Genomic DNA, 17,675 nt, shown 5'->3' on the forward strand with positions numbered 1-17,675 from the left:
TTAAACAAAATATTGAACCGCGGGCTGCTTAATGCGCCGCAAGAGCGATATTGCGATGAGATAACACGTAAATAGTGATTTTTGTCGACATATTCTGTCAAGCTGGTTTAACACACGTAGTGTCGGCTTGACAAAGCGTGATCAAAATGCGCTTTTCCGCCCGAATTGCAGCGCTTTGCTTGCACAAGATTTATAAAGTTCCAAAAGGCAGAAATCATGCACCGTTATCGCAGCCATACCTGCGCAGCCCTTCGCAAATCGGATGTTGGTTCGAAAGTCCGTCTGTCTGGCTGGGTCCATCGCGTCCGTGACCATGGTGGCATCCTCTTCATCGACATTCGCGATCATTATGGCCTCACTCAGGTTGTTGCTGATCCTGATTCGCCAGCGTTCAAGATTGCTGAAACCGTTCGCGGTGAATGGGTCATTCGCGTCGATGGTGAAGTGAAGGCTCGCGCCGATGAAGCGGTGAATGCTAACCTGCCGACCGGCGATGTTGAAATCTTCGCAACCGAGATCGAAGTTCTGGCCGCAGCTAAGGAATTGCCGCTGCCAGTATTCGGCGAGCCGGATTACCCGGAAGACATTCGCCTCAAGTACCGCTTCCTCGACCTGCGTCGCGAAACGCTGCACAAGAACATCATGAGCCGCACAAAGATCATTGCCGCGATGCGTCGCCGCATGACTGAAATCGGCTTTAATGAGTTCTCGACGCCAATCCTGACGGCTTCGTCGCCGGAAGGTGCGCGCGACTTTCTCGTGCCAAGCCGTATTCATGAAGGCAAGTTCTACGCGCTGCCGCAGGCTCCGCAGCAGTATAAGCAGCTGCTGATGGTTGCTGGTTTCGACCGCTACTTCCAGATTGCGCCTTGCTTCCGCGATGAAGATCCGCGTGCAGACCGTCTGCCGGGCGAATTCTATCAGCTTGATCTTGAAATGAGCTTCGTTACTCAGGAAGAAATCTGGGAAACGATGGAACCTGTCATGCGCGGCATCTTTGAAGAGTTTGCTGAAGGCAAGCCGGTCACGCAGCAATTCCGCCGCATCGCTTATGATGACGCGATCCGCACCTATGGTTCGGACAAGCCTGATCTGCGCAACCCGATTGAAATGCAGGCCGTGACCGAGCATTTTGCTGGTTCCGGCTTCAAGGTCTTTGCGAACATGATCGCAAATGATCCAAAGGTCGAAGTCTGGGCAATTCCGGCCAAGACCGGCGGTAGTCGTGCATTCTGTGATCGCATGAATTCATGGGCTCAGGGCGAAGGTCAGCCAGGTCTCGGCTACATCTTCTGGCGCAAAGAAGGCGATAAGCTCGAAGGCGCTGGCCCGATTGCCAAGAACATTGGTGAAGAACGCACAGAAGCGCTTCGTGAGCAGCTGGGTCTTGGTGATGGTGATGCCTGCTTCTTCGTGGCTGGTCAGCCATCGAAGTTCTACAAATTCGCAGGTGATGCTCGCACGCGTGCTGGTGAAGAGCTGAACCTCGTTGATCGTGAGCGCTTTGAACTTGCTTGGATCATCGACTTCCCGTTCTACGAATGGGATGAAGACAACAAGAAGCTCGACTTCGCACACAACCCGTTCTCGATGCCGCAGGGTGGCATGGAAGCACTGCAAACGCAGGATCCGTTGTCGCTCAAGGCTTACCAGTATGATCTGGTCTGTAACGGCTTTGAAATCGCTTCCGGTTCGATCCGTAACCAGCTGCCAGATGTGATGGTGAAGGCGTTCGAACTGGTTGGCCTGAGCCAGCAGGACGTGGAAGAGCGCTTCGGCGGTCTCTACCGTGCGTTCCAGTACGGCGCACCTCCACATGGCGGTATGGCTGCCGGTGTTGATCGTGTGATCATGCTGCTCGTTGGTGCAAAGAACCTGCGCGAAATCTCGCTGTTCCCGATGAACCAGCAGGCGCTCGATCTTCTGATGAACGCGCCTTCGGATGTTTCGCCAGCACAGCTGCGCGATCTTCATATTCGTCTGGCACCGACGCAGAAGAGCTGATCGGTTCAGCTATGAAATTAAAAAGCCCGGTCGTGAGATCGGGCTTTTTCTTTGGTCTAATTAGCAGGCAAAATAAAACCCGGTGCGCAGAGCGCACCGGGTTTGCTTGATTGATATCAGTTCAATCAGTTGTTGGCTTCGACTGCGATTTTCAGCAGTGGAATGATCTTTGTTGGATCAAGCGATGCTGTCGCAACGATCGATGCAAAGCTAACTGACTGGTCAGGCGTAGCCGAAATCGTCAGCGACTTTGGATCGTCGAAATACTTTTCAGCCGCAGTCTTCAACTGCTGAGCAAATTCAGGGTTCTTGAGCTGTGTGGCCATCAGCGGAACCATCATTTTCAGCTGTTCGCCAAGCTGCTTGCCGTCTGCACCCTGCTGCTTACCGTAATAATCGAGCAGCTTCTGCGTGAGGGTTTCATTGTCAAAGCGGATCGTCAGGTTCTTAATGCTCAGCTGTTCAGCAAGGCCGAGAATTGCCAGACCAGCAGCGTCTTTGTCGGCATCTGCCTTTGTCATATTCTGCTGGGTTTTCTGTACAGCTTCAAGGAATGCAATGTCATAACCGGCAAGCGCGCCGGTGATGTCGATTTTGCCGAGTTCCTTTGCACTGATCTCGAACTGGTCGAGTGATGCATCACCAGACTTCGGCAGCCATGTGCCCTTTGATGTCACAGCACCGTTGAAGGTGTTCATGTCGAGCGGAGCGAGTGGGTTCTTGCCATCCTTCTCGAAGGTAGCGTCAATGTCAGCAATGGTCAGCGCGTAGTCGATTTTCTCAGAGCGGTCAGCTGCGTTCAGCGACACTTCCAAGTCTTTAACCGTTGCGCCATCCTTACCGGGCGTTCCGAACTCCATCTGACCGATCTTCATCTTGTCATAGAAAACGATCTGGTTGAGCGCGCCTTCAGCTTTCTCTGATGGAATCTGGACGTTTTCCATCGAAATGTCCTTGATGGACACTTTGTCATTCTTGTTTGCTTCGCCCGCAGGAACTTCGATGTCAGGAACAGTTATTTTTTCAATGCTGTAACCGCCGTCAGATGCATCCTCAACGTTTTCGAGGGTGATGTCGCCGATAGCTGTTTCCTTGTCGGAAACCGTTGCAAGCTTGATCTTCGTGCCTTCAAGCACAATGTCGGAGCCATCAGCTTTGACATTGGCAAAGCTTAGTTCTGCGCCCTGCTTGGCATACATTGCCTTGAGGCGTTCAGCGACGGCATTGGCATCTGCGGCCATAGCTACGCTGCCAAATACCAACGAGAGCGCCGTGCTTGCTGCAAAAACGCGCGCGGCCTGCTTACTAAGAACGAAAACCTGCATTTATTGGCTCCTGATCATTTGGTAAAAAATTTAAATGTCTACATAAGCTTTTACGAAAGGAAAAAAAGCCCGTTTCGCTTTTCATATGTTCGTTGTGGAGAAAACCACGTTATTTTCTCTATACAGCAGCAATGACGGCATATTTGCGACGAATGTACTGGATTGGTTCTCATCCCCACTTGCTGACGAATCGTGCAATTGGTACTGAGAACTATGGGTAAAAGTCTGATTCCGCCGGACGACGGCGACGAACACATCGAACGGGTCGACCTTAAATCGGCCCTCGAGGAACGCTACCTCGCTTATGCACTGTCCACGATTATGCATCGTGCGCTGCCGGATGTGCGCGACGGTTTGAAGCCGGTTCACCGCCGTATCGTTCATGCGATGCGTCTGCTGCGTCTTAATCCTGATCAGGCCTATGCAAAATGCGCGCGTATCGTCGGTGATGTGATGGGTAAATTCCATCCGCATGGCGACGCCTCGATTTACGATGCGCTGGTGCGTCTCGCGCAGGACTTCGCCGTGCGTTATCCGCTCGTGGACGGGCAAGGCAACTTCGGCAATATCGACGGCGATAATGCCGCCGCAATGCGTTACACCGAAGCGCGAATGACCGAAGTGTCAACGCTGCTGCTCGAAGGTATCACAGAAAACGCTATCGACTTTCGCCCGACTTACAATGAGGAAGACGAAGAACCCATCGTCCTTCCGGGTGCATTCCCTAACCTGCTTGCCAACGGCTCGGCCGGTATCGCGGTCGGCATGGCCACCAATATTCCGCCGCATAACGTGGCGGAGCTTTGCTCATCCGCGCTTTATCTGATCAACCATCCCGATGCGAGTGTCGAAGAACTCATTACTTCGCCTGCGCAATGGGAAGAGCTGAAAAAGGAAGCGGAGAGCGATCCGACTGCACTTCTGAAATGCAAGGTGCGCGGTCCTGATTTCCCGACTGGCGGTATTCTGGTCGAAGATCATGCCAATATCGTTGAAGCCTATCGCACTGGGCGCGGTTCGTTCCGCGCACGCGCACGCTGGGAAAAGGAAGAGGGTAATCGCGGAACTTGGGTGATTGTTGTCACCGAAATTCCGTATCAGGTGCAGAAATCGCGCCTGATTGAAAAGATCGCCGAGTTGCTTCTGGCAAAGAAGCTGCCGTTGCTTGATGATATTCGCGACGAGTCCGCTGAAGACATTCGCATCGTACTGGAACCGAAGAACCGCACGGTCGATCCTGAACTGTTGATGGAGTCGCTGTTCAAGCTGACCGAGCTTGAAAACCGCGTTTCGCTCAACATGAACGTGCTTTCGCATGGCAAAGTGCCAAATGTTCTGTCGCTTGGCGGCGTGCTCAAGGAATGGCTGGAGCACCGCAAGGAAGTGCTGGTTCGCCGGTCTGAATATCGTCTGGCAGAGATTGATAAACGCTTGGAAATCCTTGGCGGTTTTCTCAAAGCCTATCTCAATCTTGATGAAGTTATCCGCATCATTCGTGAAGAGGATGAACCAAAGCAGGAATTGATGCGGACTTTTGAACTGACGGATAATCAGGCCGAAGCAATCCTCAACATGCGCTTACGGTCGTTGCGCAAGCTTGAAGAGTTTGAAATTCGCAAAGAGTTTGACGGATTAACCGCCGAGAAGTCTGATTTGGAAGGCTTGCTTGCTTCCGGCACGCGCCAGTGGAAGAAGATCAGCACCGAAATCAAAGCTGTTCGCGAAAAGTTTGGACCAGCGACCAAACTAGGCAAACGTCGTAGCACCTTTGCGGAAGCGCCAACTCACGATCTTGAAGATATTCATCAGGCGATGATCGAGCGTGAGCCGGTTACGATTGTTGTGTCTGAAAAGGGCTGGTTGCGCGCGATGAAGGGCCATATGGCTGATTTCTCGACGCTGGCTTTCAAGGAAGGCGACAAGCTCAAGCTCGCTTTCCACGCTGAGACGACGGATAAGATTCTGTTCTTCACGACGGGCGGCAAGTTCTTCACCATTGGCGCGAATACGCTTCCCGGCGGTCGTGGCCATGGTGAACCAATCCGCATTCTGGTCGATATGGAAAACGATCAGGATATTCTCACGGCATTTGTCCATGATCCACAAGCAAAGCTTTTGCTTGTGTCACATGAAGGCAATGGTTTCATTGTTTCGGAGAACGAAGCTGTCGCCAATACCCGTAAGGGTAAGCAGGTGATGAACGTTAAGGCACCGGACGAAGCTAAGCTTTGTCAGCGCATTTCGGGTGATCACATCGCGGTGGTCGGTGAAAACCGCAAGATGGTCGTCTTCCCGCTTGCAGAAATTCCGGAAATGACACGCGGTAAGGGCGTTCGACTGCAGAAATATAAGGATGGCGGCATTTCCGACATTCGTACTTTTGCAATTGCTGACGGCCTGTCGTGGCAGGATTCAGCCGACCGCACGTTCAATCGCAACAAGGAAGAGCTTGTTGAGTGGATTGCGGCTCGTGCCTCTGCCGGTCGTACTGTGCCAAAGGGTTTCCCGCGTTCGGGAAAATTCTAAAACAAAGGCGGCTTTGAAGCCGCCTTTTTGTTATCCCTCAAATTTCTGCCATCCGCGCGGACCAAGATGCTCTTGCGGCTTAAAGCGCGTCTTGTACTGCATCTTCCGCGATCCCTCGACCCAATAGCCGAGATAGACATGTGGCAAGCCAGCCGCACGTGCGCGCTGGATATGGTCGAGGATCATGTAAGTTCCAATAGACCGCTCATGCATATGCGGTGAGAAGAACGAATAGACCATTGACAGACCGTCAGCCATCACGTCGGTAAGGGCTACCGCGATCAGCTCTCCGTCGCCCTTGGCGCTGATAAAACTATCGGGCCCGCGTCGGCGATATTCGATAATCTGCGTGTTGACGTGGGTGTCTTCGACCATCATCGCATAATCGAGCACTGTCATATCGGACATGCCGCCCGAATGATGCCGTGCATCCAGATAGTCACGAAACAGCGCATATTGTTCGGTGCTTGGTTGTGCCTTGTGCGGACGGCCAATCAGATCGCGATTGCGATCCCACACCCGACGCATGCTCTTGTTCATCTCGAACTCGCCCGTCAGGATTCGTACCGAAACACAGGCTCGGCACATTTCGCATGCTGGTCTGTAGGCAATATTCTGAGAACGACGAAAACCACCCTGGGTCAGCAGATCATTGATCTCGCTGGCTTTGTCTCCAACGAGATGCGTAAAAACTTTACGTTCCATTTGCCCGTCAAGATAAGGGCAGGGCGATGGAGCCGTTAGGAAAAACTGCGGAGACTGTTGCGGTTGATGGGTCATTCAATATCCACGAAACGGCAATACCGAACCATCTCTTTGAGATTTTTTATATGCTTGTCTTGATCCCAAAGCAGGTTTCCACTTTTGGGAGACATGCTTTAAAGATTGAGCCGGCTGCACAAAACGTCAATAGACATTTTGTGCAGCCGGCCCTGAATTTTTTTGATGCTTGATTATCGATCCGAACGGATGACGGCAGTTCCAAGCAAAAGGTCATGCACGGCACGCTTACGGTCGATGACCAGCGTGGCAAGCAAGATCAGCGGTGTCAGCACTACATTGAGGCCCCAGAACAGAACTGTGTGAACCACAGCCAGCATCGGGTCGACGGTGCCACCTTCAAGACGAACAATTTTGATGTTCATCATCTGCATGCCTTTGGTGGCCTGCTGTGGTCCACCGAGCGTGCGTGACACGTAGAACAGAGCGACGACCGGAAACATGATGGCATAAAGCGCCCAGCCAAGCGACAGTGTGATGATGCCAAGGATGAAAATTACTATGGCAGCCGGAATGCACAATAGAAACACGATGAGATAGTCGATGAGGAACGCCATGATACGACGCGTGCGCACGCCTTCAAAAAATGCGCGGCTTTCGTAACGCGGCCCCATAACTTCGCCGTGTAGAATATGATCGGACATTGTCCCTTCCAGTCGTTAATACGAAAAGCGTTCGGGAAATAAACCGTCCGCTGGTCCGCACGTTGCGGAACAGTATTAAGGTGGTGCATGAAACAGGCTATTTCAAGGAAACAGCGTTTTGGAAATTAGCGTTGGCTTTTCAGCTTTTCCGCCACATCCAGTGCGAAGTAAGTGAGAATACCATCGCAGCCCGCACGTTTGAAGGCGAGCAGGCTCTCCATCATGACCTTTTCTTCGTCAATCCAGCCATTCATACCAGCGGCTTTGATCATCGAATATTCGCCTGACACCTGATAGGCATAAGTCGGCAGGCGGAACGTGTTCTTCAGACGATGGATGATGTCGAGATAAGGCATGCCAGGCTTAACCATCAGCATGTCAGCGCCTTCCGCCACGTCCTGTTCGGCTTCGCGTACAGCTTCTTCAGGGTTTGCAGGATCGATATAGTATGTCTTCTTGTCGCCCTTGAGCAGACCAGCTGTGCCGATTGCATCGCGATATGGGCCATAGAAGGCTGATGCGAATTTGGTCGCATAAGACATGATCGGCACATGGTTGAAGCCATGCGCATCCAGTGCGTGACGAACAGCGCCGATACGACCATCCATCATATCAGAAGGTGCAATCACATCTGCGCCTGCTTCGGCCTGTGACAGCGCACCGCGCACAACCATGGCAACCGATTCATCATTGATGATCTCGCCATTGCGCAAAATGCCGTCATGGCCATGCGTTGTGAATGGGTCGAGCGCTGCATCCGTGATGATGCCGATTTCGGGCACTTCTTTTTTGATCGCACGAACGGCGCGATTGATCAGATTGTCGGGACTTGCAACATAAGCACCGTCCTCTGTCTTTACCTCTGCCTTTTCGCGCGGGAAGGGCGCAATCGCGGGAATGCCAAGCTTTGCGGCTTTCTCTGCCATACGCACAGCCATATCGACCGAATAGCGTTCTACGCCGGGCATTGCATCTACAGCTTCGGTGACGCCCGTTCCGTAGGTCAAAAAGAATGGCAGGATCAGATCGTCTACGGTCAGATGTGTTTCCTGAACCAGTCTGCGTGACCAGTCGGCCTTGCGCATACGCCGCAGACGACGGCCTCCGGTCACATCATCGACGTGGCCCGAAATGTTTGCAGGAGAAATGTTGTTCAGACGATCAGTCATATAAATGATCCCGAGAGAAGAAAGCTTGGGAATCTACCGGTTCGGAAGCTTAGTGTGTGTTGCAGACGGTTTATCATGGGAAAAGTGGCTAAACCAAGCACAATAGGCTGTGCAGGATTGACGCGGGGCTTCTCAGTTTCTACGCATTGAAAGCATTTCCAGCAAAAGTGCGAAGCGGTTTTGCGTAGGATAATGCGCAAGATAGAATGATTAAAGTGTTTCGAACCTTCAGTCTTATCCGAAACACTTAAATCATACGGGAGAAAGCGACATGCAGATTGACTTCGGTGGCGGCAGCGAAATCAGCTTTGAACGTAAGGGTAGGGCTGGCCTTGTCAGGCTTACACGCACATCTGCGCTCAACGCTCTTACCCATAAAATGATTCTTGGGCTCGACCGTGCTTTACAAGCATGGGAATCCGACAACGATGTCGCTGTCGTTATTGTCGAAGGTGAAGGCCGTGCGTTTTGTGCGGGTGGCGATGTTGTGGCCGCTTATAAGGCTGGCCAGGAAGGAACGCCTGCATTTGATTTCTTCCGCGACGAATATCGTCTCAATGCGCGCATTGGACGGTTCCCAAAACCATATGTCTCTCTGTTGAATGGCATTGTCATGGGCGGTGGCGCAGGCATCTCCATTCATGGTTCGCACCGGATTGTCACCGAGAATACGCTGTTTGCCATGCCAGAAACAGGCATTGGCTTTTTCCCCGATGTGGGCGGCAGCGCGTTTCTGCCGCATCTGCATGATAATTTCGGCTATTATCTCGCACTTACTGGTAATCGGATTCGCTGGGGTGATTGCCTGCAAAGCGGTATTGCTACTCATGCTGTAGCAGCCAGCGATCTGGATGATCTACGTGACGATCTGATTGCAAAGGCCGATATTGATGCGGCTCTGGCACGTGCACAATATCCTGATTTCGAAACCTCTCCCGAGGCCCGCACTGTGATTGCGGAGAGTTTTGGACATGCAACGCTTGCCGAATGTTTCGAAGCGCTGGAAAAGGCAGCTTCAAATGGCAGCAAGCCAGCAACGGATATTTTGACTGTTCTTGCTACGCGGTCGCCAACCAGTGTAGCGGTAACATTCCGTCAGATAGCTGATGGTCGTGCGCTTGATCTCGATGATTGTATGCGCATGGAATATCGCATTGCATCACGCATGTTGGCGGGGCACGATTTTTATGAAGGCGTTCGGGCAGTTCTGATCGATAAGGACGGGGCGCCGGTCTGGCAGCCTGCGTCGATTGATGAAGTGAAGCCGGAAACGGTCAACGCGTATTTTGCCAATCTTGGCGAGAGGGAACTGAGCTTTTGATGCGTCAGGATGAGTTGCAACAGCATATCCAGCCCAGTGGAACCGAGTGGTCTTTCGTATGGTTTATGCGTTTGATCGCTTTGGCTGTTCTGGCAAGCGGTGTTTATTACTGGATTAAGCTGATTGGGGTGCAACCGGGCTTGTTGTGGCGCTTTGATTTGATGCCGTGGCAGTGGCAAACGGCCTGTGTCGCGCTGGCACTCTTAATGCCCGTTGCCGCGACCGGCCTGTGGATGCGTGCACCATGGGGACCGGTTTTATGGGTTGTGGCAGCGATTGGCGAAATAGCGATTTATTCCGTCTTCGCTCGGCACTTCGAATATCGACCACTGATTGTCGCTTTTAATGCGACATGCATCCTCATTTATGTGGTCTTCCGCATCATGCTGTTTCTGGAAAAGCGACGGCTGTCACGCGTCGGTCTTGCCGTCTGAATTGATGTGCTGGTAACAAAACATTAAGCCTGAAATTGCATTTCGCTTGGTAAGTTACTGTTAAGGCTGACTTTTAAGTCCAATTTTATGCATCTCGTCTAAATTCCTATCCAGACACGGTGAAAACACCGGCTGAACAGGAAAGAGAGTAACCTCACGTAAGGTTGCTCCGACAGAGAGGCAAAAGACATGATCAATGCACAGCACAGAATGGATGCATCTGCTCCACTTTTGAATCCCGAAGCAGCGCTCCGTACACTTTATCTCGAAGCACTACAGCTCGTTGAGCGTCTGCATCGCCGTCTGCTCGACGTCATCAAGGATGAGTTCGACCGCGCTGGTCGAAGCGACATTAACGCGACGCAAGCTTTGCTTCTGTTTAATATTGGTAATTCTGAGCTAACCGCAGGTGAGTTACGTTCGCGGGGCTACTATCTTGGCTCAAATGTTTCTTATAATCTGAAAAAGCTCGTTGATATGGGCTTTATCAACCATGAACGTTCAAGCACAGATCGTCGTTCGGTGCGTGTCAGCTTGAGCGACAAAGGCAACGAGATTGCGGATCAGGTACAGTCTCTTTACCAGCGTCATATTGCTTCTATTGAGCAAGTTGGCGGTATTCAGGTGGAAGAGTTTACAGCAATGAACCGGTCGTTGCAGCGTCTTGATCGCTTCTGGAATGATAGCATAGCGTATCGACTGTAGTATTTTGTTGCAGAACGGTCACAATTGCGCCGGTTAATACGTTAAACTTTATGATTGTGAGCTATTTAAGCAGTCGCTGCCTTGAATTCTTGGCGGCGCGACATGAATAAGCCATAAAAACCGACTTATCGGGTTTGATACAGTGCATAATCGTGAGCATTTCTGAGTGCTTTGCATTCCGACGCAACGGGTTAGCCTTTGGGACCAAAACGATGACCAAAACCGACAAGAATATGCTGGCTATGAATGTGGGCCGTCGCAGCTTTTTGCGTGGTGCTGCAACTGCTGGTTTGGCCGCTGCCGCATCTGCAATTGCTCCTGCGGCATTTGCTCAGCAGCAACAGGCTTTGAATGATATTCTTTCGGCTCCGCGCCGCGGCAACTGGGATGACCAGTTTGATGCGCGTGCAACAGGTGGCCAGAAGGTTGCAACCAATCAGCCGGTTATCAGCCAGCAGACGGTTGGCAATCTTCAGTCGGCAATTGCCCAATATGGCGATATTGCCGCTCGTGGTGGCTGGCCGCAGGTTCCGGGCAGTGCCAAGTTGCAGCTTGGCGTCAATGATCCCTCGGTTCATGCTCTGCGTCAGCGTTTGATAGTCTCTGGCGATCTGCCGCGCGAAGCTGGTGTTTCGAGCGCATACGATACTTATGTCGATGCAGCTGTTAAGCGTTTCCAGTCGCGTCACGGCTTGCCTGCCGACGGTGTTATGGGCCAGTTCACTTATGCTGCAATGAATGTTGATGCGAATACGCGTCTTGGCCAGTTGCAGACAAATCTTCAGCGCCTTTCCAGCATGACACCAGCAAGCCAGACAGAGCAGCGCTTTGTTATGGTCAATATTCCGGCTGCTCGCATTGAGGCTGTTGAAAATGGCAGTGTTTCGCAGCGCCATACAGCGGTTGTTGGCAAGATTGATCGTCAGACTCCAATTCTTGATTCCAAGATTCACGAAGTTATTCTCAATCCTTACTGGACGGCTCCAAAGTCGATCATCCAGAAGGATATTATTCCGCTGATGCGGAAAAACCCGCAATATCTGGCAAACAACAAGATCCGCCTTTACAATGCGCAGGGTCAGGAAGTTCCGCCGGAAAGCGTTGACTGGAACACGGATGATGCGGTGAAGCTGATGTTCCGTCAGGACCCGGGTAAGATCAATGCTATGTCCTCGACGAAGATCAACTTCCATAACACGCATGCCGTTTACATGCATGACACACCCCAGAAGAGCTATTTCAACAAGTTGATGCGCTTTGATTCGTCCGGCTGTGTTCGCGTGCAGAACGTTCGCGATCTGGATGTATGGCTGTTGAAGAACACTGCTGGCTGGGATCGTCAGAATATCGAAGGTACGATTGCTTCGGGTGTGAATACGCCAATTCAGGTTGCCGATCCTGTGCCGCTGCACTTCGTTTATATCACCGCATGGTCGACTGGTGACGGTGTGGTGCAGTTCCGCGACGATATTTACAAGATGGACGGTGCGACGGCACTGGCGCTTGGCACTGACATCTGATCTGAAATTATCTACGAAAAAGCCGCCCCAATGCGTTTCGGGCGGCTTTTTTGTTTCTCTTTATGGCTTTGGCACCATCATGCCGCATTTTGGAACATGCTTTTCGCTTTGCGGCCATTGGCCTTGCCATTCGAAGTGTGATACTGCGCCTCATCTCTTAGTGCTACGGCCGGCTAACCCGGAGGGTGTGAAACATGACACAAGCCAATACCGCTTTTTTCAACGCAACTCTTGAAGAGATTGATGCCGATATTTTCGGTGCGATCCGCAACGAACTTGGTCGTCAGCGCCATGAAATTGAGCTGATCGCCTCAGAAAACATTGTTTCGCGTGCGGTGCTTGAAGCACAGGGTTCGATCCTCACCAACAAATACGCTGAAGGTTATCCGGGCAAGCGCTATTATGGCGGCTGCCAGTATGTTGACGTTGTAGAAGAACTGGCAATTGAACGCGCCAAGAAGCTGTTCGGTGCAGAATTTGCAAACGTGCAGCCAAACTCCGGCAGCCAGATGAATCAGGCTGTGTTTCTTGCGCTTTTGCAGCCGGGCGACACTTTCATGGGCCTTGACCTCAATTCCGGTGGTCACTTGACACACGGTTCGCCTGTAAACATGTCGGGCAAGTGGTTCAACGTTGTTTCCTATGGCGTCCGTGAAGACGATCATCTTCTCGATATGGAAGAAATCGCGCGCCTTGCACGCGAGCATAAGCCAAAGCTCATTCTCGCTGGCGGTACCGCTTACTCCCGCATCTGGGACTGGAAGCGTTTCCGTGAAATTGCTGACGAAGTTGGCGCATATCTGATGGTTGATATGGCTCACATCGCTGGTCTCGTTGCCGGTGGTGTCCACCCATCACCAGTTCCGCATGCGCATGTTTGCACCACGACGACTCACAAATCGCTGCGTGGTCCACGCGGCGGTATGATCCTCACTAACGATCCTGATCTGGCGAAGAAGTTCAATTCGGCTGTGTTTCCGGGCCTGCAGGGCGGACCTCTGATGCATGTGATTGCTGGTAAGGCCGTTGCGTTCGCAGAAGCTCTGAAGCCAGAATTCAAGATTTATGCTCAGAACGTTGTTGATAATGCGCGTGCGCTTTCGGACGAACTGAAGTCGCAGGGCTTGGATATTGTTTCGGGCGGTACTGACAACCACCTGATGCTGGTTGATCTGCGTCCGAAGAATGCGACTGGTAAGCGGGCTGAAGCAGCCCTTGGCCGTGCGAACGTCACCTGTAACAAGAACGGCATTCCATTCGATCCAGAAAAGCCATTCGTAACCTCCGGTGTGCGTCTTGGCACACCTGCTGGCACGACCCGCGGTTTCGGCAAGGCTGAATTCAAGGAAATCGGCTCGCTGATAGCGGAAGTTCTGGACGGTTTGAAAGTTGCCAACTCCGATGAAGGCAATGCATCCGTTGAAGCAGCGGTTAAGGCCAAGGTCATTGCACTGACCGATCGCTTCCCGATGTATGGATATCAGGGCTAAAACCCTTCAAATTTTGATGAAGCCCCGCTCAACCTTGTTGAGTGGGGCTTTTTCACATCTGTCTCAATTAGGCAGCATTCGCCTGATGGGGTATCATTCGATGGAATCATCTATCCAGTTGAAAGTGTGTCATGCGTTGTCCCTATTGCCAGTCTGAAGATACGCAGGTGAAGGATTCCCGTCCGACGGAAGACGGAGCGGTTATTCGCAGACGTCGTGTCTGTTCGGTTTGTGGTGGACGCTTCACAACTTTTGAGCGCGTGCAGTTGCGCGATCTTATGGTCGTGAAGAAGAGCGGTCGCCGCGTGCCTTTCGACCGCGAAAAGCTATCGCGTTCCATCGATGTGGCTTTGCGCAAGCGTGATATTGATGAAGAGCGGATTGAACGGGCAATTTCCGGCATTGTACGCCAGCTCGAAAGCTCCGGCGAAGCGGAGGTTACCTCAGACGAAATTGGTCGTTTGGCGATGGATGCGCTCAAGGGCGTCGATGACATTGCCTATATTCGCTTTGCTTCTGTTTATCGCAATTTCAGTAAAGCCGTCGATTTCCATAACGTCATTGATGAGTTGACGACGACCGAAACTGAACGCGATCCGGACGCATAAAATGAGCCTAGTGGAATTCCCGCATGCAAATGCGACCGCGGATGATTTGCGCTTCATGCAAGCAGCCATTCGTCTTGCTCGTCGTAACAAAGGGCTTACAGGCACAAATCCCTCCGTCGGCACCGTCATCGTCAAGGACGGTATAATTGTCGGACGTGGTGTCACGGCCATTGGCGGACGGCCTCATTCTGAGCCGCAGGCACTGGCCGATGCGGGCGAGGCGGCGCGGGGTGCCACGGCCTATGTTACGCTCGAACCCTGCGCACATCATGGTCGTACACCACCATGCGCAGAAGCTCTTGTGCAGGCGGGAATCGCGCGCGTGTTCGTTGCTGCTACCGATCCTGACGAAAGAGTAAGCGGCAATGGCTTTGCGATCTTGCGTGAAGCGGGCATTGAAGTTGTGCCGGGCATTCTGTCTGAGAAGGCCGCCGATGACCTCGCGGGCTATCTGAATCGATCTTCTAAAAAACGTCCAGAAGTGATTCTGAAACTTGCACTTTCTGCTGATGGCTTTATCGGTAAAAAGGGTGAGGGGCAGGTCGCAATCACGGGTCCAAATGCACGCGCACAATCGCATATTTTGCGTTCGCAGACGGACGTAATTCTGGTTGGCGTCGAAACGGCCATCGCTGATGACCCTATTTTAAATTGTCGTTTGCCAGGGTTGGAGCAACGCTCGCCCGTTCGACTTGTGTTGGACAGCGGATTAAAATTGCCGCTCGATTCAAAGCTTATTCGAAGCTCAGACGCTGTTCCTTTGTGGCTTTCTTGTTGTGAGCATGTGGCGCCTGAGCGACGTTACGAGATGCAGGCGGCAGGGTGTCGCATCATCGCGGCGGAAAGTGATGAAGGTCGCATCGCTTTACCAGAATTAATGGATGATCTTGCTGCACAAGGTATTTCCTCGGTTCTGGTAGAAGGCGGAGCAAACGTTGCGAGCAGCTTTCTGAAAGAAAATCTGGTTGATCGCGTGGTGCTTTTCCGCTCACCTGTTGAAATCGGTTCCGCTGCCGGGGTTGCCGTCACGGATCTGCAATCCCATATCGCTAATGAATTCGCAATTGTGCGCGAGGCGCGATATGGCGACGATGCTTATGCGGAATATGTAAGGAAGACTTGATGTTTACAGGTATTGTTACCGACATTGGCAAGGTTGATCGTATTAAACCGCTCAATGAAGGTGTGCTGCTGCGGATCGAAACAGCTTACGATCCTGAAACAATTGAACTTGGCGCTTCGATTGCGTGTTCTGGCGTTTGCCTGACCGTTGTGGCACTGCCTGAAAAAGGCACCAATGCCCGTTGGTTTGAAGTGGAAGCCTGGGAAGAGGCATTGCGTCTGACGACCATTTCAAAATGGGAAAATGGCACCCGCATCAATCTGGAGCGTTCGCTGAAGCTGGGTGATGAAATGGGTGGCCATCTCGTTTCCGGTCACATTGATGGACAGGCGGAGATCGTTGAGCGCAAGGAAGAGGGCGACGCTGTTCGCTTCACTCTGCGCGCACCCGAAGAACTGGCCCCTTTTATCGCCCAGAAGGGCTCCGTCGCACTGGATGGCACATCGCTGACGGTGAATGGCGTCAACGGCAATGAATTTGACGTTCTGCTCATTCGTCATTCGCTTGAAGTGACCACTTGGGGCGACCGTAAGGCGGGTGATAAGATCAATATCGAGATCGATCAGCTGGCCCGTTACGCAGCAAGGCTTGCGCAATATAAGAAATAAGCTTAGAGCCTAAGAACCCTAAGCTGTTTTTTTGAATTTAGCGTTGACCGCAAGATTTGCGGTCCGCGATTTCTGTCATGGAGTCTCTCATGTCGAAGCACGAGGCGCACGCGCCGCATTTGCTCATTGTTGAAGCGCGTTTTTATGAAGAACTGTCTGATGCGCTTCTTGACGGCGCAAAGGCTGCTCTCGATGCCGCTGGCGCGACCTATGATGTTGTGACGGTTCCCGGTGCACTGGAAGTGCCAGCGACGATTTCTTTCGCGCTTGATGGCGCTGAAAATGGCGGCACGAATTATGATGGCTTTGTTGCTCTCGGCACAGTCATTCGCGGTGAAACCTATCATTTTGATATTGTTGCCAATGAATCCTGCCGCGCTTTGACCGATCTTGCAGTTGAAGAAAGCCTTGCCATCGGCAATGGTATTCTTACCGTTGAAAACGATGAGCAGGCTTGGGTGCGTGCGCGTCGTGAAGACAAGGACAAGGGCGGCTTTGCAGCCCGCGCGGCCCTGACTATGATTGACCTACGTAAGAAATTCGGAGCCTGACACGATGACTGCTTCTTCTGAAGGCCGCTCCAGCCCGAATGCACCAAGAGCTGCAAACAAGCGTGGCGTTGCGCGTCTCGCAGCCGTTCAGGCGCTTTATCAGATGGATGTTGCCGGTACAGGCGTCATGGAAGTCGTTGCTGAATATGAAGCCCATCGCCTTGGCAAGGAAGTGGACGGCATGCAGTATCTCGATGCCGACCCGCAATGGTTCCGTGGCATTGTGGCAGGTGTCGTGGAAACACAGCTTGCGCTTGATCCGATGATCCATCAGGCATTGACTGAAGATTGGCCGCTTTCTCGTCTCGATTCAACGTTGCGTGCGATTTTGCGTGCCGGTGCGTGGGAATTGAAAACCCGCAAAGATGTGCCAACTGCGGTTATCGTTTCGGAATATGTCGATATCGCCAAGGCTTTCTACACCGAAGAAGAGCCAAAGCTTGTCAATGCGGTGCTCGACCGTATTGCTTTCGAACTTCGCGGCGAAAGCCGTGGAACAAAGCCACGCGGCAAGTAACAGACATTCCTATTTAAATCAAAAAGGCTGTGAGAAATCGCAGCCTTTTTGCTTTGGTTATTCAATAAACTACGACTTGACGTTTCAACGCGTCTTCCGCATGTTGAGCCTGCGGCATTGAGAATGCGCGAATGCAGAAACATCTGCAAACTCTTCGATTGTAAGCAGATGCTTCAAACGTGAAATCAAGCCGATGAAACCCGGTGAATGGACGGTTTCAGGCACTTCCATGCCGCTATCTCTGGCCCGGGGAGGGGTTTTCGGGCCTTTCATGCGCCGACGTGTGCAGATAATCGCTCCGTGATTGCGAGCGATTTATCTCAAGCTGGTGCGCGCTCAATGGGAGTTGG

At 52.1% G+C, this 17,675-nt stretch carries 17 protein-coding genes; 12 read left to right on the forward strand and 5 right to left on the reverse strand.

Annotated features, from left to right (window positions below; genetic code table 11):
- Nucleotides 1-216 precede the first annotated feature (216 nt).
- On the forward strand, nt 217-2,004 hold the full coding sequence (aspS, locus tag U2P60_RS13375; RefSeq protein WP_313828307.1) for an aspartate--tRNA ligase: 1,788 nt from the start codon (nt 217-219) through the stop codon (nt 2,002-2,004).
- Between the two features lie 125 nt (nt 2,005-2,129).
- Here aspS and U2P60_RS13380 read toward each other — a convergent pair whose 3' ends face one another.
- Nucleotides 2,130-3,329 (reverse strand): hypothetical protein, encoded by a 1,200-nt coding sequence (locus U2P60_RS13380; RefSeq protein ID WP_413572992.1) that lies wholly within the window; start codon nt 3,327-3,329, stop codon nt 2,130-2,132.
- Nucleotides 3,330-3,542: 213 nt separating this feature from the next.
- Here U2P60_RS13380 and U2P60_RS13385 point away from each other — a divergent pair, with 213 nt between their 5' ends.
- Nucleotides 3,543-5,855, forward strand: coding sequence for a DNA topoisomerase IV subunit A (locus U2P60_RS13385; protein ID WP_413572993.1), 2,313 nt, complete (start codon nt 3,543-3,545; stop codon nt 5,853-5,855).
- Between the two features lie 30 nt (nt 5,856-5,885).
- On the opposite strand, the gene U2P60_RS13390 is transcribed toward U2P60_RS13385, so the two are convergent.
- The 3 genes from U2P60_RS13390 to hemB form a co-directional block, all read right to left on the reverse strand.
- Nucleotides 5,886-6,635 (reverse strand): arginyltransferase, encoded by a 750-nt coding sequence (locus U2P60_RS13390; protein WP_250039586.1) that lies wholly within the window; start codon nt 6,633-6,635, stop codon nt 5,886-5,888.
- 173 nt (nt 6,636-6,808) lie between these two features.
- Nucleotides 6,809-7,279: an RDD family protein gene (locus U2P60_RS13395; RefSeq protein WP_250039588.1), complete on the reverse strand. Its 471-nt coding sequence runs from the start codon at nt 7,277-7,279 to the stop codon at nt 6,809-6,811.
- A 125-nt stretch (nt 7,280-7,404) separates the two neighbouring features.
- The gene (gene hemB, locus U2P60_RS13400; RefSeq protein ID WP_413572994.1) at nt 7,405-8,448 is read right to left on the reverse strand and encodes a porphobilinogen synthase; all 1,044 of its coding nucleotides are present in this window, start codon (nt 8,446-8,448) and stop codon (nt 7,405-7,407) included.
- 271 nt (nt 8,449-8,719) lie between these two features.
- Here hemB and U2P60_RS13405 point away from each other — a divergent pair, with 271 nt between their 5' ends.
- The 10 genes from U2P60_RS13405 (at nt 8,720) to nusB (ending at nt 17,325) form a co-directional block, all read left to right on the forward strand.
- On the forward strand, nt 8,720-9,769 hold the full coding sequence (locus U2P60_RS13405; RefSeq protein WP_413572995.1) for an enoyl-CoA hydratase/isomerase family protein: 1,050 nt from the start codon (nt 8,720-8,722) through the stop codon (nt 9,767-9,769).
- Nucleotides 9,769-10,203 carry a DUF6163 family protein gene (locus tag U2P60_RS13410; RefSeq protein WP_313828314.1) on the forward strand — a complete coding sequence of 145 codons (435 nt, stop codon included), beginning with the start codon at nt 9,769-9,771 and terminating at the stop codon, nt 10,201-10,203. Before U2P60_RS13405 ends, U2P60_RS13410 begins: the two co-directional genes overlap by 1 nt.
- 189 nt (nt 10,204-10,392) lie before the next feature.
- Complete coding sequence (gene ldtR, locus U2P60_RS13415) at nt 10,393-10,908, forward strand: transcriptional regulator LdtR (RefSeq protein ID WP_250039598.1); 516 nt, start codon at nt 10,393-10,395, stop codon at nt 10,906-10,908.
- Nucleotides 10,909-11,120: 212 nt separating this feature from the next.
- Nucleotides 11,121-12,428: a L,D-transpeptidase family protein gene (locus tag U2P60_RS13420; protein WP_313828315.1), complete on the forward strand. Its 1,308-nt coding sequence runs from the start codon at nt 11,121-11,123 to the stop codon at nt 12,426-12,428.
- 194 nt (nt 12,429-12,622) lie between these two features.
- Nucleotides 12,623-13,918, forward strand: coding sequence for a serine hydroxymethyltransferase (glyA, locus tag U2P60_RS13425; RefSeq protein ID WP_250039600.1), 1,296 nt, complete (start codon nt 12,623-12,625; stop codon nt 13,916-13,918).
- Nucleotides 13,919-14,049: 131 nt separating this feature from the next.
- The gene (nrdR, locus tag U2P60_RS13430; protein ID WP_413572996.1) at nt 14,050-14,526 is read left to right on the forward strand and encodes a transcriptional regulator NrdR; all 477 of its coding nucleotides are present in this window, start codon (nt 14,050-14,052) and stop codon (nt 14,524-14,526) included.
- 1 nt (nt 14,527) lies between these two features.
- Nucleotides 14,528-15,649, forward strand: a complete 1,122-nt coding sequence (ribD, locus tag U2P60_RS13435; RefSeq protein WP_413572997.1) for a bifunctional diaminohydroxyphosphoribosylaminopyrimidine deaminase/5-amino-6-(5-phosphoribosylamino)uracil reductase RibD — start codon at nt 14,528-14,530, stop codon at nt 15,647-15,649.
- Nucleotides 15,649-16,257: a riboflavin synthase gene (locus U2P60_RS13440; protein WP_313828317.1), complete on the forward strand. Its 609-nt coding sequence runs from the start codon at nt 15,649-15,651 to the stop codon at nt 16,255-16,257. The genes ribD and U2P60_RS13440 overlap by 1 nt, the downstream gene beginning before the upstream one ends.
- Before the next feature lie 89 nt (nt 16,258-16,346).
- Nucleotides 16,347-16,808, forward strand: coding sequence for a 6,7-dimethyl-8-ribityllumazine synthase (locus tag U2P60_RS13445; protein ID WP_250039604.1), 462 nt, complete (start codon nt 16,347-16,349; stop codon nt 16,806-16,808).
- A gap of 4 nt (nt 16,809-16,812) precedes the next feature.
- Nucleotides 16,813-17,325, forward strand: a complete 513-nt coding sequence (gene nusB, locus U2P60_RS13450) for a transcription antitermination factor NusB (RefSeq protein ID WP_413572998.1) — start codon at nt 16,813-16,815, stop codon at nt 17,323-17,325.
- Between the two features lie 84 nt (nt 17,326-17,409).
- Here the strand turns inward: nusB and U2P60_RS13455 are convergent, their stop codons facing one another.
- Nucleotides 17,410-17,556, reverse strand: coding sequence for a hypothetical protein (locus U2P60_RS13455; RefSeq protein WP_313828318.1), 147 nt, complete (start codon nt 17,554-17,556; stop codon nt 17,410-17,412).
- Nucleotides 17,557-17,675 lie beyond the last annotated feature (119 nt).

Origin of the sequence: Brucella sp. H1_1004 (assembly GCF_047308065.1) — a bacterium.
Lineage (GTDB): Bacteria > Pseudomonadota > Alphaproteobacteria > Rhizobiales > Rhizobiaceae > Brucella > Brucella pseudogrignonensis_B.

Bases quoted from the DNA above. Each gene is read 5' to 3' on its own strand.
- nusB (WP_413572998.1), top strand. From the start codon at position 16,813: ATGACTGCTTCTTCTGAAGGCCGCTCCAGCCCGAATGCACCAAGAGCT.
- aspS (WP_313828307.1), top strand. From the start codon at position 217: ATGCACCGTTATCGCAGCCATACCTGCGCAGCCCTTCGCAAATCGGAT.
- U2P60_RS13420 (WP_313828315.1), top strand. From the start codon at position 11,121: ATGACCAAAACCGACAAGAATATGCTGGCTATGAATGTGGGCCGTCGC.
- hemB (WP_413572994.1), bottom strand. From the start codon at position 8,448: ATGACTGATCGTCTGAACAACATTTCTCCTGCAAACATTTCGGGCCAC.
- U2P60_RS13390 (WP_250039586.1), bottom strand. From the start codon at position 6,635: ATGACCCATCAACCGCAACAGTCTCCGCAGTTTTTCCTAACGGCTCCA.
- ribD (WP_413572997.1), top strand. From the start codon at position 14,528: ATGAGCCTAGTGGAATTCCCGCATGCAAATGCGACCGCGGATGATTTG.
- glyA (WP_250039600.1), top strand. From the start codon at position 12,623: ATGACACAAGCCAATACCGCTTTTTTCAACGCAACTCTTGAAGAGATT.
- U2P60_RS13445 (WP_250039604.1), top strand. From the start codon at position 16,347: ATGTCGAAGCACGAGGCGCACGCGCCGCATTTGCTCATTGTTGAAGCG.
- nrdR (WP_413572996.1), top strand. From the start codon at position 14,050: ATGCGTTGTCCCTATTGCCAGTCTGAAGATACGCAGGTGAAGGATTCC.
- U2P60_RS13440 (WP_313828317.1), top strand. From the start codon at position 15,649: ATGTTTACAGGTATTGTTACCGACATTGGCAAGGTTGATCGTATTAAA.
- U2P60_RS13395 (WP_250039588.1), bottom strand. From the start codon at position 7,279: ATGTCCGATCATATTCTACACGGCGAAGTTATGGGGCCGCGTTACGAA.
- ldtR (WP_250039598.1), top strand. From the start codon at position 10,393: ATGATCAATGCACAGCACAGAATGGATGCATCTGCTCCACTTTTGAAT.
- U2P60_RS13410 (WP_313828314.1), top strand. From the start codon at position 9,769: ATGCGTCAGGATGAGTTGCAACAGCATATCCAGCCCAGTGGAACCGAG.
- U2P60_RS13405 (WP_413572995.1), top strand. From the start codon at position 8,720: ATGCAGATTGACTTCGGTGGCGGCAGCGAAATCAGCTTTGAACGTAAG.
- U2P60_RS13380 (WP_413572992.1), bottom strand. From the start codon at position 3,329: ATGCAGGTTTTCGTTCTTAGTAAGCAGGCCGCGCGCGTTTTTGCAGCA.
- U2P60_RS13385 (WP_413572993.1), top strand. From the start codon at position 3,543: ATGGGTAAAAGTCTGATTCCGCCGGACGACGGCGACGAACACATCGAA.
- U2P60_RS13455 (WP_313828318.1), bottom strand. From the start codon at position 17,556: ATGGAAGTGCCTGAAACCGTCCATTCACCGGGTTTCATCGGCTTGATT.